The organism is Patescibacteria group bacterium, assembly GCA_041649475.1.
Lineage (GTDB): Bacteria > Patescibacteriota > Patescibacteriia > Magasanikbacterales > GWA2-37-8 > JBAZNA01.
In genome coordinates this window covers 106,716-124,652 of the sequence record JBAZNA010000001.1, presented here as the reverse complement: position 1 = coordinate 124,652, position 17,937 = coordinate 106,716, and the positions used below count along the sequence as shown (strand labels likewise).

Annotated in this window: 16 protein-coding genes, 2 tRNA genes and 1 riboswitch; of the genes, 6 read left to right on the top strand and 12 right to left on the bottom strand. The window is 45.6% G+C overall.

Annotated features, from left to right (window positions below):
- Positions 1–6 precede the first annotated feature (6 nt).
- The 10 genes from WC526_00660 to WC526_00615 form a co-directional block, all read right to left on the bottom strand.
- Entirely contained in the window at positions 7–867 is an 861-nt protein-coding gene (locus WC526_00660) for an EamA family transporter (GenBank protein MFA5061641.1), read from the bottom strand.
- Between the two features lie 16 nt (positions 868–883).
- Positions 884–1,285, bottom strand: coding sequence for a cupin domain-containing protein (locus tag WC526_00655; GenBank protein ID MFA5061640.1), 402 nt, complete (start codon positions 1,283–1,285; stop codon positions 884–886).
- Between the two features lie 83 nt (positions 1,286–1,368).
- A tRNA-Ser gene (locus WC526_00650) sits at positions 1,369–1,454 on the bottom strand.
- Positions 1,455–1,460: 6 nt separating this feature from the next.
- A tRNA-Ser gene (locus tag WC526_00645) sits at positions 1,461–1,548 on the bottom strand.
- Positions 1,549–1,567: 19 nt separating this feature from the next.
- Positions 1,568–2,371: an S-methyl-5'-thioadenosine phosphorylase gene (locus WC526_00640; GenBank protein MFA5061639.1), complete on the bottom strand. Its 804-nt coding sequence runs from the start codon at positions 2,369–2,371 to the stop codon at positions 1,568–1,570.
- A 3-nt stretch (positions 2,372–2,374) separates the two neighbouring features.
- Entirely contained in the window at positions 2,375–2,890 is a 516-nt protein-coding gene (locus WC526_00635) for an adenine phosphoribosyltransferase (protein MFA5061638.1), read from the bottom strand.
- Positions 2,891–2,915: 25 nt separating this feature from the next.
- Positions 2,916–4,937: a lamin tail domain-containing protein gene (locus WC526_00630; GenBank protein ID MFA5061637.1), complete on the bottom strand. Its 2,022-nt coding sequence runs from the start codon at positions 4,935–4,937 to the stop codon at positions 2,916–2,918.
- 63 nt (positions 4,938–5,000) lie between these two features.
- Entirely contained in the window at positions 5,001–6,434 is a 1,434-nt protein-coding gene (gene guaB, locus WC526_00625) for an IMP dehydrogenase (GenBank protein MFA5061636.1), read from the bottom strand.
- A gap of 149 nt (positions 6,435–6,583) precedes the next feature.
- A complete protein-coding gene (locus tag WC526_00620; protein ID MFA5061635.1) occupies positions 6,584–7,474 on the bottom strand; it encodes a hypothetical protein in 891 nt (296 codons plus the stop codon).
- A gap of 833 nt (positions 7,475–8,307) precedes the next feature.
- Positions 8,308–9,468, bottom strand: a complete 1,161-nt coding sequence (locus WC526_00615; GenBank protein MFA5061634.1) for a hypothetical protein — start codon at positions 9,466–9,468, stop codon at positions 8,308–8,310.
- A gap of 242 nt (positions 9,469–9,710) precedes the next feature.
- On the opposite strand from WC526_00615, the gene WC526_00610 reads away from it, so the two are divergent.
- The 3 genes from WC526_00610 to WC526_00600 are packed head-to-tail and all read left to right on the top strand — an operon-like array spanning position 9,711 to position 12,073.
- Positions 9,711–10,103, top strand: a complete 393-nt coding sequence (locus tag WC526_00610; GenBank protein ID MFA5061633.1) for a TraR/DksA family transcriptional regulator — start codon at positions 9,711–9,713, stop codon at positions 10,101–10,103.
- A gap of 1 nt (position 10,104) precedes the next feature.
- Positions 10,105–10,542 (top strand): signal peptidase II, encoded by a 438-nt coding sequence (locus WC526_00605; GenBank protein ID MFA5061632.1) that lies wholly within the window; start codon positions 10,105–10,107, stop codon positions 10,540–10,542.
- Positions 10,543–10,561: 19 nt separating this feature from the next.
- A complete protein-coding gene (locus tag WC526_00600; GenBank protein MFA5061631.1) occupies positions 10,562–12,073 on the top strand; it encodes a YifB family Mg chelatase-like AAA ATPase in 1,512 nt (503 codons plus the stop codon).
- On the opposite strand, the gene WC526_00595 is transcribed toward WC526_00600, so the two are convergent.
- Positions 12,060–12,587 carry a hypothetical protein gene (locus WC526_00595; protein ID MFA5061630.1) on the bottom strand — a complete coding sequence of 176 codons (528 nt, stop codon included), beginning with the start codon at positions 12,585–12,587 and terminating at the stop codon, positions 12,060–12,062. The two genes, WC526_00600 and WC526_00595, sit on opposite strands and share 14 nt — an antisense overlap.
- Positions 12,588–12,726: 139 nt before the next feature.
- On the opposite strand from WC526_00595, the gene WC526_00590 reads away from it, so the two are divergent.
- The 3 genes from WC526_00590 to WC526_00580 all read left to right on the top strand — a co-directional run bounded on the left by WC526_00590 (position 12,727) and on the right by WC526_00580 (position 16,597).
- Positions 12,727–15,564 carry a PBP1A family penicillin-binding protein gene (locus WC526_00590; GenBank protein MFA5061629.1) on the top strand — a complete coding sequence of 946 codons (2,838 nt, stop codon included), beginning with the start codon at positions 12,727–12,729 and terminating at the stop codon, positions 15,562–15,564.
- A gap of 3 nt (positions 15,565–15,567) precedes the next feature.
- Positions 15,568–15,730: riboswitch (adenosylcobalamin (AdoCbl) riboswitch) on the top strand.
- 122 nt (positions 15,731–15,852) lie between these two features.
- Entirely contained in the window at positions 15,853–16,173 is a 321-nt protein-coding gene (locus tag WC526_00585) for a hypothetical protein (protein ID MFA5061628.1), read from the top strand.
- A 154-nt stretch (positions 16,174–16,327) separates the two neighbouring features.
- Positions 16,328–16,597 carry a hypothetical protein gene (locus WC526_00580; protein MFA5061627.1) on the top strand — a complete coding sequence of 90 codons (270 nt, stop codon included), beginning with the start codon at positions 16,328–16,330 and terminating at the stop codon, positions 16,595–16,597.
- 76 nt (positions 16,598–16,673) lie between these two features.
- Here WC526_00580 and dnaN read toward each other — a convergent pair whose 3' ends face one another.
- Complete coding sequence (gene dnaN / locus WC526_00575) at positions 16,674–17,795, bottom strand: DNA polymerase III subunit beta (GenBank protein ID MFA5061626.1); 1,122 nt, start codon at positions 17,793–17,795, stop codon at positions 16,674–16,676.
- Positions 17,796–17,937: the final 142 nt, after the last annotated feature.

The following is a 17,937-nucleotide window of genomic DNA, read 5'->3' as shown; positions in this document are numbered from 1 at the left end:
GCCAGATTAAGAGGAAAAATATGAGAGGATAATTACCCCAACGAGCGCGAGCGCGACACCAACCATTTGCGATTTTTTCAATTTTTCCCGATTTAATAAAATCCCCAAAAGGGCCGCTAAGGCAACATAGCTCTCGGTGATGGCTGTGGAGATTGATAAGGGAATATAAGTGGTTGAAAAGGCAAAAGCCACCCAGGCGCCATTATCCAAAAAACTTTGACCGGCAATCGGGCCGGGGTGTTTGCGCAAATCAGAAATAAGCTTGGGGAGCTCGCCTTTAGCAGCTATAAGTACCCCCATAATTATTGCAATCAAGGAATGGGCAAACCATACCGTCACTAGTGGCGATATATTCTGACTGGAAACACCAACTAAAAAATTTGTCAGAGCCATACCGATCGCCCCGACTCCGGCCAAGATCACTCCTTTTTCAAGAATTCTTTTATGATAGTGCAATTGTTTGTGGTGGGAGGTCACGGCCAATACTATGCCGATAAAAATTACAAAAATTAATATGATTTGTGGGGCATTCAAAATATCTCTGCCCAAAGTTATGCCCAAAGCCATGGTCAAAGGCAATTCAATGCCCATAATCGGTTCAATTATGGCGATTTTACCCTGACGCAAGGCCTCAAAATCAAAAAGTGCGGCAAAAAGCATAACTATACCGACAAGGGCCAAGAGCAGAAGATTGAGCGCACCCAAAGTGGCCAGGTCTTTTCTTACAAACGGAAAAATTAAAATCATCCCGACTGCGGTAATAAAAAAAAGAGCCCGTTCGCTCCCTGTGACTCTGGTCGTTCTTTGGATAAAAAAATCTCCAAATCCCCAGCCGACTAAAGCTATGAAAGCAAAAACTAGACCCATAAAAATTTATTTGATTTTATTCAGTTGTCTGCCCGTCAAAGTCGGCTTCATTGGCCACGGCCTCGGCCTTGGTGGCGCGCAAAACTCCGTCTTTATGATGGGCCGGAGAATAGATGGTATATAATTTTAACGGTTCGCTGTCAGAGACATTAATCACATTATGCTCCGAACCGGCGGGCACTATCACAGCGTCGCCATCAGCCACACTGTATTCATTGCCATCAATGATTACCTTGCCCTGACCGGCTTCAAAACGAAAAAATTGATCGTTATCTGTATGAACTTCCATGCCAATTTCTTCGCTTGGCGCCAAACTCATTAAAACCAACTGACAATGCGGGGCGGAATATAAAACCTTGCGGAAATTGTCATTTTCCAAAGTTAATTTTTCGATGTTGTTTTTGTATCCTTTCGCCATATGTTTGGGCTTAAATGAATAATTATTTAACTAATGTATTATACACCAGCTGAACAATTTTACGCCAACTAGAATAAAATTTGCGGAGAGGGTGGGAGTCGAACCCACGAGGGCTATTAACCCTACCGCTTTTCGAGAGCGGCACTTTCAACCACTCAGACACCTCTCCAAAGTGCGGAAGGGGTGGGATTCGAACCCACGGCCCACTTGCGTGGACGACAGTTTTCAAGACTGTTGCCGTACAACCACTTGGCTACCCTTCCAAAGTGCATATATACTAGCCTAAATCTCCGCTTTTGACAAGACACTGCCGCACTCGCAACTCCTCTCCGCCGGCAAATTTTTTATCATCTCGTGGATCAATTCTTTCAAGCGGCCAATATTGCGGTTAAAAATTTCCACCACGGTTTTGGCATCAACCGGCTCAACATTGTCCATCCCAATCAAACCGGCATCATAATCCGTGATCAAAGAAATATTTACATAACACATTTCCAATTCCCGGGCCAGCGCCACTTCCGGACACTGGGTCATATTTATCACCTCATAATCCAGCTTCTGATAGAAATGCGACTCGGCGCGGGTGGTAAAACGCGGCCCTTCAATCACCACCACCGTCCCTTTTTCATGAACCGGAATAGACAAATTTTTGCATGAGTCAATCGCCAACCGGCGCATTTGATTGCAATACGGATCCGCGCAACTTATGTGCATGACTTTTGGACCATTGTAAAAAGTTGAACGTCGGCCCGAGGTCTTGTCTATAAACTGATCGCAAACCACAAAATCTCCCGGCTTAATCTGCGGCTGTAAACTGCCGGCTGCCGACGGCGAAATAATTCTCTTCACTCCCAACTCTTTAAAGGCCCACAAATTTGCCTGATAAGGAATGGTGTGCGGCGCAAACCGGTGATCCTTGCCGTGACGGGGCAAAAACGCCGCATAGTGCCCGGCAATCTCACCAATGGTAATTTTATCCGACGGTTTGCCGTATGGTGTTTCAACTTCAATCTCTTCGGCGCTGTCAAACAGCGAATAAAACCCCGACCCTCCAAAAATTCCTATTTCCGCTTTTGTTTCTGACATATTTTAGTATCTGATTAATTCCTCAATTTTATAATCTTTTAATTTTTCCTCTCCTTTCAAAAAATCCAAAATAATCAAAAAAGAAATACCGACTATCTCGCCGCCCAATTTTTTTACCAAGTTGCAAGTCGCTTCCATTGTCCCGCCGGTGGCCAAAACGTCATCAACAATCAAGACCTTTTGCCCGGGCTTGATGGCGTCTTCATGCATTTCAATAATATTTGACGCATACTCAAGCGCGTATTCCTGTGCAATTGTTTTCCGTGGCAGTTTGCCCTTTTTGCGCACTATCGCCAACCCCGCGCCCAGCTTATAGGCCACGGCCGAAGCCAACAAAAATCCTCTGGCGTCTATTCCAACTACCACGTCAATTTTTTGGTTTAAATACGGCTCGGCGATCTTATCAATTACCTCTTTAAAGCCGTCTTTATCCTGTAAAAGCGGGGTGATATCTTTAAAATTTACCCCTTGTTTAGGCCAATCTGGCACGTCGCGGACATATTGTTTGATGTCTAACATATTAGTGTTTAAAAATACACCAATATTATACCTTTCTTTTCTTCATTTTCACAATCCCAAGCCCAACGAGCAGGGCCGCGATGCCTCCGCCTGTGGCCAGCAAATATTTTGACGAGTCATCATTCTGTTCCATCGCTTTTTCCAACACCACCTGTTTTTTAATCAAATCCTGCGACAGACCCAATGATTTTATATCCTCCTGCGACCGCGGCCAAATTTGTAAATCGGTTTTACCCTGCTCCAACACCCCAATCACCTCCGCATTTTCACCTTCTTTAAATTTACTTTTATCAATTTTGGCTCCTTGTTTGAAATATACTATCGCTTCACTGGTGCCATCATCAACATACATAAAATTGCTTTTAATTTCCGTAATTTCACCCTGCACGCGCACCAAATTTCCCAGCGCGTCTTCGTTTAGATCATCCAAAGCAAACCGGCTTGAACTGGCCTCGCCATAAGCCAACAAAATTTTTATATCGTTTTTATCTTTTATTCTAATTCTTTTTATGCCGCTGGCTTCGGAAGTGATACCGCTCACGCTTATTTTATCTCCCACACGCAACTTGGGAAAATCTTTTTTATATTGATAAATTTGTATGCCCGCTGATTTATCAAAAATATAAAAATATTGACTACCAAAAATGCCCGGCAAAACACTGACTATGCCATTTACTTTTACATTTTGATCTTTGTCCAAACCGCGCGCCTCTAATAAACTCACGCTCAAAATCGAAGAGGTCACTACAATATCTATTTTTTTCTTGGTGCTAGTAGCAGGATCAGCCGTTTTTTTACTATATTCAACTGCATCAGCCAAAATATCATCCGGCAAACGCAATTCCACTTCGCCTTTAGAATTATTTAAGGTAAAATCGGTAATTTCTTTATAAAAAATCAATTCATCGCCGGCCACCACCAGCGTGCCGGTGGGAATTTCATAAATTTTATTGTTATACATCAGTTTCCAGTTGGAAACATTAACTGTGCTAGTGGAAATATTTTTTATTTTTATAAATTCATCATCGGTTTCCGGATTAATTTCACTAATCGCCATTCCAGTGCCGTAAAAAATATCATTCGGATAAACCGCCACTTTTAATTTCTTGGTATCAGTCGTGCCGGCGGTGCTGGTGGCAGAGATGAGAATATTATGCGGCCCGGAAGACACAAAAATATATTGGGCAACAGTACCGGTAACAATTTTACCCTCATCAAAATCCCAGCTAAACCCAATTCGCCCACCGCGGGGGTCAAAAGTCGTGCTGGCATCAAACCAAACATTCTCCCCAACCCTAACCTTTGGATCGTATTTTATTTTCCACATCAAACCAATTTTTTCTTCGGTTTTAGTTGTAACTTTAGCGGTTTTTGTGGTTGAAGAAACGGTTTTTTTCTCTGCGACAGGCGCGCTTTGCGGACTGGCTGGTATAACAACTGGTACAACCGGCGGCTCCGGCACAACTGGCGCCAAAATTATATTTGCCGCTCCGGGCGTGGGCTCTGTGGTTATAGCCCAATCCGAATTATCATCGGTATCAACGCCGTCTGTTTTGCGCGCGACCGACTGGTCTTTTTCCGCCGCCAACTCCGGACCATAAATAACCCGGTCAACAATTTCCCCATCCGGATTTTTCAAAATCACCGCATCACCGCCATTATTTAAATAACTTTTAGTTTGTAAATCAATAAAAAGCCAACTGCTTGACGAAACAACTCCAAAAATATCTTTGCAGGTGGAAGTGGTGTTGCGCGAATCACAAATATATCCGCCGGTAACGTCCAAACTGCTGGATGATGGATTATATAATTCAACCCATTCGCTTCCGGTGGCCGGATCAGCCACAAATTCATTAATTTTTAGCTGCGCCCAAATTGTTGAGGTGATAACAATTGGCACAGTAGACGTGCTCTCTTCCGGTTCTTCTATTGGCGGGGTGGAAGAAGTATCACCTGTGTCATCACTAACCTCTATGGCCGAGTACACCTTTGTAAAAACAAAAAAACTGCCAATTAAAACCACGGCCAAAATAAAAAATTTCTTCATAAATGATTTTTATTTAATTATGAAGAAACTTTACTCCGCCACTGATGAAGAAAAACTAAAAATTTACTTAATATCCATTAAATCATGCGGCCCGCTCTCGCGCTGGCCCGCGTTTGTGATTTGCACAAACTCAACATTTTTTTGAAGCTCCTCAATTGTATGAGAATTTGTATAGCTCATTCCTGATTTCAACCCGCCGATCAGCTGTCCGACAATATCTGCCAGCGGTCCTTTATACGGCACCACCGACTCCACCCCTTCCGGCACAACCTCGCCCAAATCTTTCTTTTCCTGCTCAACTATTTTTCGCCTCTGGGCAATGGCAAAACTGGCATTTCCCCGGCAGACCTTATATTTTTTATCATCTCTGTTCATAATAATTCCCGGGCTTTCTTTTGTACCAGCAAGCAAACCGCCCAACATCACACTGTCCGCACCTGCGCCAATTGCTTTCACAATATCTCCCGGTTTTTGAATACCGCCGTCAGCATTTACCGGTACACCATATTTTTGGCCAACTTCAGCCACTTCCATTACTGCGGTGAGTTGTGGCACTCCGCAACCGGTTACCAGCCGGGTTATACAAATCGTTCCCGGCCCCACTCCAACTTTTATCCCGTCAACTCCGGCCTCGCACAATTCCCGCGCCGCTTCGGCCGTGGCAATATTTCCGGCAATAAGTTGCACATCCCCGCACGCTTCCCGCAGTTTCATAATCGCATTAAACATCATGTCCGAATGACCATGAGCAATATCAATCACCAACACGTCTGCTCCGGCTTTGATGAGTTCCTGTGCTCTTTCAATATAATCGCCATGCACTCCCACACAGCCGCCAACAATTAGCCGGCCGTTCTCATCCGTATTTGCATTCGGATAATCAACCAGGTGTTTTATGTCATCCGCCGTAATCAACCCCACCACCACGTCATTTTCATCAACCAGCGGCAATTTTTCAATTCTATACTGCGCCATTTTTTCTCTGGCCTCCTGAAAAGTTGTATTTTTATCGCCGACAATTAATTTTTCCCGCGGCGTCATCACATATTGCACCAATTGGCTTTCGTCGCGGACAAAAACAAAGTCCCTTTTTGATAAAACCCCGCGTAATTTTTTATCGCCGTTGGAAACGAGCAGTCCGCTCACGCCGTTTTCAGCAATAAATTTTTTTGCTTCTTTAATTGTCTTGTTCGGATCAATTGCATACGGATCCTGAATGATAAAATTCTGCGCGCGCTTCACATGTTTAATTTCTTCAATATTTTCTTCAATTGTCATGAAGCGGTGGATGATGCCGATGCCGCCCAGGCGGGCCAGAGCGATGGCCATTTCCGATTCAGTCACCGTGTCCATATTGGAGCTGACAATCGGAATATTTAAATTTATTTTTTTCGTTAATTTTGTTTTGGTGATTGCCTGACTGCGCGAAGTCAGCGTTGATCTTTTCGGAACAACTAAAACATCATCATAAGTAAGAGCCAGTGGGATGCTTCGCATAAAAAAGTGATAAATTAGCGTTAAAATGACACTTTTGAACCCAATTGATTATATCACTAAAAGGCCCAGTGCGCCATAAAAGTGCACAATAAAAAGTGGATAAAAAAAATACCTCGGATTGGCCGAGGCGCCCATTCTCCTTTCTGATTCTAGGTTCGGAACATGTCGCAGAATAGCCGTTTCTTGTGGTTGATGTCCGGATCGTAGTCGTCGCCCAGAAGCACCTTGTCGGCGAGCTTGAGCTTCTCCTCCACGCTCATGCTCTTCGCGCAGAGAAGCACGGTTTCCGCAAACTCAACCTTCTTGCTGTAGATCTGTTTGCGCACCGTCTCCAACTTGCCCTGCCACTCCGGCGTCCAGATCACGGTTGAAACCCCATCCACTTCCTTGGCGATGGCGTCAAGGATCCGGAAGTGGTCAGCGGCAAAGATGCTGACGAGAACCAACGGAAAGTGCCGTTCCTGGAACTCTCTGTAGCCGTAGGCGATGTAGTCCAGATGCTCCACCATGGTGAAGAGTAAGGCGGCCTTCCTGTGCTCTTGCGCGAGCTTGCTCATGATGCGACGCGCGTCTTCCGGAAAGCACTCCGGATTCTTCAGACAGAACTGGAGCAGAAACGCCTCCAGCCAGAACTTCGTCGGTACCAACTTGCGTCCGAACACCCGGCAGAAAGCGCGATACTCCACCAGGTCTCCGTTGTCCGTTTTGTAGGGGTAGGGCACATCCCCCTCTTTCTCCCCATCTGCCTTGGCGTGCACGGCCTCGCCCAAGTCATGCACCTCAAAGGCAGAAAGGAACAGGTCGCGATCCGGGAACACGTGCCAGATCCCGAGCTTGCCGATGATGACTCGCGCCAGCACAGTGATGCTCAAGACATGCTCAAGGCACGACTGCTCGCGCGCCAAGCCAGCCAACTCGCCGTACTGGAATCTCCCCCACCTTCTGTAGTTCTTGAGGAGCGTCTGAATCAGCTCCCAAACTTCAACTGCCTCATCCCAGTTAAGCGGTTTCGTGAGCATCTGATCCTCCTCGGTTTTCACCGATTGTGTATGAAGTTGCTAACACAGTATTAAACACCATTTATTTTTTTGAGTCAAATGAAAAAAAATATAAATAATTTTTATCAAAAATATAAAATTTGTATACACTATTGTATACAACTGTGGATAACTCTGGGTATAACTCACCCATAAAGTTAATAACTTTTTGCTTATTTTAGCAAAATTTATTTTTAAAAAAATTTGTATAAACTATTGTATACAAATTAAAAATTAAATTAATTTTAATTTTGCTAAATATTGGCGTAAATTAGCCAAACGTTTACCTATTGACTGACCATTGACACATTGTAGAGTTTAGAGTATAATATAAATGTAGTTCTTTTGAACCAAGACCCAACACTGCAAAAACAAAAAATAGCTTCATTAAGCTTCAAATCGGGCAAACTACTGCCAAACACAGAAAAAAGAATGGCAAAAGCTTGCCCAACTTCTTCCCGGGCAACTCCAATTATGTAGTCAGAGCGCTTTCCGCATGACTACTGGGGCTCTACCCACAAGCGGTTCGGGTCTAGAAATCTACCAAGACAGTAGAATGTTGTCCCCCGTGAGGGGGAAACATGATCGCCTTGTGTAGAAAATAAAGGCGATCAGCCAAAATATCAATATATAATTGCGGCGTTAGATCGCCTTTTAAAATATTCAAAATTTTTTTCAAAAAAGATAATAGATGCCTTAACCATGGGCTTTTTTTGTTTTTAAAAACATTTTTTGTATAAAAAAAGACGGCGAGGTTCAGGACTTGGCTTGCTCTGTTGCCTTGTCTGAACCCCGCCGCGAACGGTCTCCTTGGGAAATGTGCGTACTACTGGCTTCTACCCGCCTCCTCGCCGACCGCCACGGGTCGGGGGCGGGGGTGGTGGACCCCTCCTACCGCTGCCGAGGGCGACTCCGTGGGTCGGGGGCGGGGGTGGCGGAACGGGGAACATGCTTCCGGCGGGCTGGAGGTCATCGGGCGGCGGTGCCGGGGGCAGATGAGCGAAGGGATCGGAGGGCTCCCTTGCCGGAGGCGGAGGCGGCAGAGGAGCCGGCTCCACGGGCGGAGTCGGCGCGGGCTCTTCCGGAGGCGGCTCGGGGGGTCCGTCGCTGCCCACGGCAGCTCCGGGGTGGACCCCACTGGGCTCGTCGGCTTCCAGCTCCAGAACCTCCTCACGATCACCTGCGGGCTTCTTCTCGCCGAGTGATGCCGGGTCAGGCGGCGGACCCAGGTCAACCAGATCATCGGTGGCTGGCCGAGCCGGTTCAGCCGGCTCCGGCTTCGCCACCACCTCCCAGCCGCGCTCGCGGGCGACCGTGTGGAGCGGGGCCGTGAGGCTGGCGAGGTGCTTCATGTGCTTGGCCAGGAGCTCCGGCGTGAGGATGCCGAGGGCGTCCACAGCCGTGTAGCCATCACCCTCCTCGCCCTTGTCCATGGCCAACTGCCAGGCCTGGGCGACGAGCTCGGCCGGCATCTGCTCTACGATGGCGAGCGCCGTGATGGCCAGGACGATCTCACGGTAGGTGTTGGTGACCTTGCTATCGACCTCGGCCAGGAGGTCGAGATCGATGATGAGCTGGAGTATCATACCCATCAGCTCGCGGCAGGCCGGATCCTCCTCCCGGGTGGGCCAATCCGTCTTGAGGAGCAGATTCCAGATGGCCGGCTGGGGCTGGTAGTACACCACCCCGTTGATGCCCGCGGCGTCGCAGATCTGGCTGGCGGTGACGCGTCCGACCTTGACGGCCGTTTTGAGCAACACGCCGGCGAACTCCACGTCCAGCTCGCGCGCCGTGTCGGCGTCCGCCTGCTTCAGATCGGCCAGCATCTCGGCGCGGTGGTCCGGGTCGATGATGGTGGTGATCATCTCTGCCTCACCGAAGTGCTTCATCACATCCTCGGGGGTGAGGATGCCCAACCGCAGGGCCGCCTCCAGGAAGCCGCAGAGAAAGGTCTGCGGCTTGTCCAACGTGGGGACTCGCTTGTTCTGCATGGTCATTGCCTCCTTTTCCTATCTCTCTTGGCCGTACACACGGCCAAATCGGTTGTTTTGTTGTCAAATTGCAGTAAACTATGGCGCAAGAATGCGCAAAGAATACCCCTTACCCTCTCACAAATTACGCTTTTTGTCAAGGGGTTGACAAGCTGAATTTATGTGTTATACTGTTTAAATCAGTCACTAATCGGCTGGTTTATTTTTTTCAAATAGTGTAGTATAATACACACTGTAATTGAACTCGTATGAACAAGACAAAAACACAATTTTCAACCGAATTCCTGGAAAAGGTTAAAGCCATGTTGCTTGAAGAAAAGACAAAGCTGGTAAAGGAACTCTCCAAGTTCGCCAAAAAAAATCCTGAACAGGAAGATGATTTTGACACCACTTTTCCAAATTATGGCGACAAAGAAGATGAAAACGCGGCCGAAGTGGCTGACTATGTCGTCAATCTTTCTTTAGAAGAAAATTTGGAAAAATCTCTGCGCGATGTTGACCAGTCCCTGCACCGGCTGGAAAAAGGCGAATACGGCATCTGCAAATATTGCCAAAAACCAATCGAAGAAAAAAGATTGCTGGCTCGTCCGACCTCAAGCTCCTGTATGAGTTGTAAAAAGACCATCACCCAAGAGGCCTAATATGAATATCAAAAAAGTCCGCTGGATAATAATCTTCATCAGCGGATTTTTTTTATTTTTAGACCAAACACTCAAATGGCTGGCTCTGCACAGTTGGTCACAGCCACACATTTTTAATAATTTCGGCTGGCAGCCATTTTTTAACAAAGGTATTGCTTTCAGTTTGCCAATTTCAAACACCCTGACCATCATTTTAACTGTTCCGATGATTTTCTTGATCGGAATTTTATGTTACCGGGAGTATAACAGAAATAAGATGATACCAATGCTGGGATGGTCTCTAATTTTAGCCGGCGCGCTCTCCAATCTCCTGGATAGAATTTTTTACCGCAGCGTTATTGATTATATTTTAATCTGGACCGGAATAATAAATATCAGTGATCTTCTCATCATCATTGGTCTGATCATCTTCCTAATCAACTTAAGAAACAAAAACTAAAGAGCGCTCGCTCCGCATTATGTTCATCAAGCTTAACTCGGCCGCCGCCCTCGGCCTGGATTGCTTGCCTGTGGATGTTGAAGTTGATATTAACAAAGGTCAAACCGCTTTTAATATTGTCGGGTTGCCCGACACTTCCATTCACGAAGCCAGGGACAGGATTCATTCGGCTTTAAAAAATTCGGGTTTTATTTATCCGTTTAATTTCCGCGTGCTGGTGAATTTGGCGCCGGCCGATGTGCCCAAAGAAGGCACGGCTTATGATTTGCCTATGGCCCTGGGCATTATTATTTTAAGCAACAATTTGCGCCTGAATTTAGCCGAGTCCTTGTTTGTGGGAGAGCTGGCTTTAGACGGATCTTTGCGCCGAACAAACGGTATTTTGCCTTTAGCTGTCTTTGCCAAACAACACGGCCTTAAAAAAATTTATATTCCGGAAATGAACGCACCCGAAGCCGCGCTGGTATCCGATTTGGAGATTTATCCGATAAAAAATTTAAAACAAGTTGTTCAACATATTGTTGGCACGCAAGTTTTAAATTCTTATCAGAGTACGCCACTTGCCAGTGACCCGCCTATCACCTATGAACTTGATATGGCCCACATCAAAGGCCAGGAGTTTGCTAAACGCGCGCTTGAAATTGCAGGAAGCGGCGGACACAATGTTTTAATGACCGGCCCGCCCGGCTCGGGCAAGACCCTGCTGGCCAAAACCTTTCCATCTATTTTGCCCAAATTAAATTCCGAGGAATTACTGGAGGTGACAAAAATTTATTCTGTGGCCGGCCTGCTAAAAAGTAACTATATAAAAGAACGGCCATTTCGCTCGCCGCACCACACCGCTTCCCGTACGGCTTTGGTTGGCGGCGGCAAATATCCCAAGCCCGGAGAAATGTCTTTGGCACACCGCGGTGTTTTGTTTATGGATGAATTTCCGGAATTCCCGCGTTCGGTTTTGGAAAGTTTGCGCCAACCGCTTGAAGATGGCATTGTCACCGTCTCCCGCGCCTCGGGCACACTCACTTTTCCGGCGCGGTTTATTTTAATTGCCAGCCAAAATCCCTGCCCATGCGGATATAACACTGATCCGGAAAAAGTTTGCGTATGCGGCGCCGCGCAGATTGTAAAATACCGGAAAAAAATCAGCGGCCCCTTAATAGATCGCATTGACATCCATGTTGAAGTGCCGCGAATTAAATTTGAAAAGCTGGCTTCTGACACCCTGGCCGAATCATCAGAAAAAATCCGCGAACGGGTTACAAATGCCAGAGAAATCCAGGAGCAGCGCTTTAAAAAATATAAAATCCACAGCAACAGCGAGATGCACAACAGTGAAGTGAAAAAATTTTGTAAATTAGACGAACAATCAATTGATCTCCTGCGCGCCGCTGTTACCCAAATGCATTTATCAGCCCGCGCCTATAACCGTATACTAAAACTAAGTCGGACAATAGCCGACTTAGTTTGTAGTAACGATATTAAACTTGAGCATGTGGCCGAGGCCTTGCAGTTTCGGGTTAAAACTGACTAGCCAACCTTATTGCCGGGTAATAAATCTCAACTTCCACTCTCTTTACTCCGAATTTCATGGCTTCACCCTTGCTGGAGTCAAACCAGATATCCATACGGCCAAAGCCGTAACGGGAGTTCATGCGATCATCAACCGTAAACACCTTATCGCCATATAAAGAAGGAATCTTAATTTTGGTCCCGAACGGCAGTCCATTGGCGGCAATCATGCCGTCATAAACCCGTTTTCCGGAAGCGGCCGTAAAAGGGTCGCTGTCTGTCTGGTCCGGAGTACTGGTATAGGCCGTAATAACGGCTTTTATCTTCTTATCCGGGGTGCCTGACCTTAATATGCCATGGGCAAGATTTAGGTCAACACCGGTCATAATGGTGGTTGTGCCAACAGTTGGGCTGTTTTCAATCAACCATAAGTCATTTGAAACCGGGTTTTGATCGGCTTTTACCTCAACAGAGCCAAAAGTAACCATACTCATTAGCAAAAGCAGTAAAATACCTGCATTTAGTGTAAATTTCATATTTTTTGTTAATTTAAAAGGATATCCATCTGGGATACCCTCGTTTTTTAACCGAATACTATAGCACAAATTTGACTTTTTGTCAATGCTCAATATAAGGTGTATAATGTATAAAATCTCCCTCAAATTTATATCAATTATGCCTATCCCTTCCCTGCGAACTCGCCACTATGGACATTTGTCCGCAAATGGCGGTAATTCACCCAAAAAAGAGCGAAGAAAACAGCTTATAAAGACCATTATTATTGTGGGTTTGTCCTCTCTAGCGGCTCTTTTTGTTATCGGCACTATTGTTGTGGCCTGGGTTAGCCGTGATTTGCCGGATCCAAACAAAATAAATGATTCCCAGGTCTCACAAAGCACCAAAATATATGACCGAACCGGCACTCACCTGCTTTATGAGATATACCAAAATAAAAAACGAACCCTGGTTGAACTCAACCAAATAGCGGATTATGCCAAAGAGGCAACCATTGCCATTGAGGATAAAAGTTTTTATAAACACGGAGGCATTCAACTGCTAAGTATTGTGCGGGCCGGTTTTAATAATATAATTGGCCGAAGATCGGGCGGAGGCGGTGCTTCTACCCTCACCCAACAGCTTATAAAAAACGTAGTAATTGGAGATGAACATTCCATATTTAGAAAAATCAAGGAAGCCATCATGGCTATTCAGCTTGAAAAAAAATACAGCAAAGACCAGATTTTAAAATTATATTTAAACGAGATACCTTACGGCTCAACCAACTACGGCATTGAGGCGGCCAGCCAAAGTTATTTTCATAAAAGCGCCAAGGATTTATCCCTGCCCGAATCTGCCACTCTGGCGGCTATGATTCAGGCGCCAACCAGATATTTAAATAATCCCGACTCTTTAAGAGGCAGGCGGGATTTGATTTTATCCTTGATGCAAGAACAAGGATATATAACCGAACAAGAAAAAAAAGATGCCCAAAATGTGGCTTTGAGAATATACCGGGAATCCGGACCAATGGTGGCCCCGCATTTTGTTTTATATGTAAAACAATTACTGGCTGATCAATATGGCGATAAAACCGTTGAAGAAGGCGGGTTGCAGGTAATCACCACTCTGGATTATGACAAACAAATAATGGCACAGGATATTGTAAAAAAACTTGGAGACCAATACGCCAGTTCCTCAAACGCCAACAATGCCGCTTTGGTTTCTTTAGATCCCAAGACAGGACAAGTGCTCGCAATGGTGGGTTCGCGTGATTATAACAATGATAATATTGACGGACAATTTAATGTGGCGGTGTTGGGTAAGCGTCAGCCCGGCTCTTCGTTTAAACCGTTTGTATACGCGGCCGCCTGGGAGAAGGGTTTTACGCCTGATACGGTTTTATATGATGTAAAAACAAATTTTGATATGCGCGTGGGTGGAAATTACACGCCCAAAAATTATGATGGCAAAGAACACGGATTGGTGACAATGAGAAAGGCCTTACAGGGGTCGCTTAATATCCCGGCCGTAAAAACTCTTTACCTGGTTGGTTCAAAAAATGCGATTGATTTTGCTCACAGGTTTGGCTACACAACCATGACCGGTGATTATGGATTAAGTTTGGTGTTGGGAGGCGCGGAAGTGAATTTACTAGAACACACCAACGCTTACGCCACTCTGGCTAATGACGGCGTCTACAATGCTCCGGTGAGTATTTTAAAGGTTACTGATCAAAATGGCGGTACAATGTTTGAGTGGCAGCCGACCCAAGGCCAAGATGCCATTTCACCAGAATTGGCCGCTATGGTTTCGGGTGTTCTTAGCGACAACAATGCCCGTGCCTATATGTTCGGAATTAACAATAATCTGGTGTTGCCCGGCAGGCCGGTGGCCGCCAAAACCGGTACCACCAATGACAGTAAAGATGCGTGGACACTGGGATATACCCCCTCTTTAACAACGGGTGTTTGGGTTGGTAACACCAGACCATCACCGATGAAATCCGGCGGCAATACTCTGGCGGGCGCGATCTGGAATCAATTCATGGCCAAAGCCCTAAAAGACACGCCGGTTGAAGATTTCCCCACCCCGCCAATTAACACCTCAACCAAACCGGTCTTGATCGGCACTGACAAAGGCATTGTTTTAAACATTAATGTCACCACCGGCAAAATAGCCAACTCATCAACCCCTGAAAATTTAATCTCACAAAGAACATACTTGCCGCCGCACGATATTTTGTATTATGTAAATAAAGACGATCCGCAGGGACCGCCACCGGCAGACCCAACCGTTGATCCGCAATATCAAAATTGGGAAAATGCTTTGCAGAGCTGGGTAACACGCCAACAAACCGCGGGTGTGCAATTGACTTTGGAAGATCCGCCTACTGAATATGACAATCCGCAAAATCCCGCACTGATGCCTACTTTAAGTGTCACTTTTCCAACCGAAGGACAGGTCCTGACCAGCAGACAGATTAATATTCAAGTAAATGCTTCCGCGCCTAGAGGCGTGGCCAAAGTTTTATTTTATATTGACGGATTATCAATCGGCGAATCCTCACAATTCCCTTTTGGTTTAAGTTATTACGCTCAAAAATTAATTAAGGGGCCGCATAATTTAAAAGTTGTGGCTGAAGATGATCAGGGTAATGCGGCGCAACAACAAATTAATTTTGCCATGCAAGCCGAACTGGATCCGCCAAGCTTTGATTGGTTTGATGGCACGTCTATTACTTTGGGGTCCGGTGACTTCCCCAGGGTCTTGAGTTTAAATCCTTTTCGTTGGGATAGCACCAAACAAATCAGTATATATTTATCCGGCACAAACATCGCTTCACCAAAACTAATCTACACCTTTAACCAAGCTGTTGACAAACTATTTAATAATCAGTTAACATTCACCTGGCAGCATGACCCCGGAGCCGGAGAATATGATTTAAAAGGCGTGTTGCTTGATGAAAACGGACGAACAATAGAAAAAACTCTGCATATTACTGTCCAAGATTAATGCTCTTTCAAAAAGCAAGCTTTACTTTGTGGAAGTAGGGTCAAATTCCCTCACTGTGCCGCAACGGTAATCCCTGGCCTGCCATCTGGCAGATCAGGGTAGTCCGATCTTCAACGTATAGCTTCATTACAGACAAAAAAACTCCGAGCAAGGGTTTGTGTCTGCGATGTCTTATAATGTGCTGTGGGTGGCTTTATAGCCCTCTACAGCACGTTGTAAACTGCAAGCACCCCTTCCCTTGGGGTGTTTGTGTTTTAGTCCAACAACCAACAAGAGAGGAGCGCGCAAATGGAAGGAAGAAGGGGTTTCTTCAAATCGCTGTTTCTGGCCTGCGCCGGGGCTATTTTCGCCGGCAAGCTCGTGGCCTGCCAGCCCCCGGAGGAAGTCGTTGTCGTCTCCGGTACCACCGTGGACAACATCCTCTTCCAAAACCATCTCGCCAACTATCGCTGGCGGTTCGCCGGCCAGAGAGTGTCCGGCACGGTGGTGTCCTATGCCGACCCCAGCGACATTGACATGGTCATCCAGGTCAATGGCAAGGACATTGATAGGCCGGTGGACCAGTACACGGTCAACCACGGCGACACGGTCACTGTCTACTACGTGTAGCCCTCGGCAGCTACGCTCATTCCCAAAATCCCCGACATACCAAATGGTGTGCCGGGTCTTTTTTTACCTACAACTTTTTACCTGCGAAAGGTTGACATTTGACGGCCATTCTGCTAACATGGGCTGTTGCCCTTTTTTAGGCCAAGGAGGAACTATGGGTGTCATTCTGCGAGAGGCGAAGGATATTCGTGACGCCGAAGAGTCCCATGAGACCCTACGGACTCATCCCTGCAACGCGTGCGCTCGAGCGGCACACCAGATGCTGGAAGATGCCATGGGTCACCCGCTGAACGTCGCAGTGGACATCCACTGCCAGCACGGCAAGGAGAAGCGCCAGAACAGGTTCGCACTGATCATGACCGTGATCGCCCTTCTCATCGGCATCGCCATCGGCATCGGGCTCAACCGTTTCGTTTTCCACTAGCCCCGCCAACATGATCCGACTCCGCCGCAACAAAAAAGCAGCCCCCCGTGGGAGCTGCTACTTTTTTTAAAAGTATTTATTGTCTTATCGGCATCACTATATATAAATAACTGGGGTCATCTTTTGGCATAAATACACAGGCGCTGTCTCCGTTTATCATTTTAAGTTCGCTCATATCCGTATCAATATTTGCCAAACCCTCAAGCACATACCTATGATTTAAAAGCACAGAGTTTTTTTCACCTTTCACTTCGGCGCTGATCTCTGATTTATATTCACCGGTTTGAGTTGAAGTTGAAGATAAAGCCACCGATCCGCCGTTAGGATTCAGATCAAAATTTACAGCATTAACCCCGGTTGTGGTAAATAAACTGGCGGCTTTTATTTCTTTGATGATCTTATTAGTGGACAGTTCGGCAATGGTTCTGAAATCTTTGGGTATTATTTGGGTATAATCAGGATATTGGCCCTCTACCAATCTGGAAATCAACTCAACCTCATTGGATCTTAAAACAATCTGGTTTTCACTGACAATTAACCGTACATTCTTTTCATTTTCTAGCCCCTTGGCGATAGACAAAACATGAATTGCCTCTTGAGCGGTTCGAGATGGGATAATTATTTTAGTCTGCTGATCCCCTTGTAAAAGCTTTACTTTTTTTTCAGCCAAACGATAACTATCGGTGGCGGCCATAATCAATTTTCCTGGTTCATTATTAAAACTTACAAATATACCCGCCAATTCAGGCCTGATTTCGTTTTTGGCGGCTGATTGAAACACCTGGCTTAGCCCCTTTTTAAATTCTTCAACATCAACCAAATAACCACTTCCTTCATTTACAGATGGCACAACCGGAAATTCATCAGCTGGCGCGCCTTTAATCTTGGTGGCTGATTTACCACAAACCACCTCTATTTCATTATCCTTTAAAGAAATTTCCACTTTATCTTCAGATAATAAATTTACAAAGTCATTTAGAGTTCTGGCCGGAACCGTGAAAGTCCCCGGTTCTTCAACCTTTGACCTTAAGGTGGCAATAATGGCCAACTCAAGATTGGTGGCTATTAATTCTACTTTTTGTTCCTCTGTTTTTATTAAAACATTTCCTAATATAGGCAGGTTTATATTCTTGCCGGCTATTCCACTTACCAACGATAATGCTTTAGACAGGTTTTCTTTAGTACAAAAGAATTTCATATATTTTTATCAACTTTTTAGTTAGTGTCTATTATTGTTTTATATTTTATATATATTTATATAATAGTAATAACAAGGGAGTGGACAGGGTGGATAACTGATTTTTTTTGTTTTATTTGCGCTTTATTTTTAAAAAATGCCT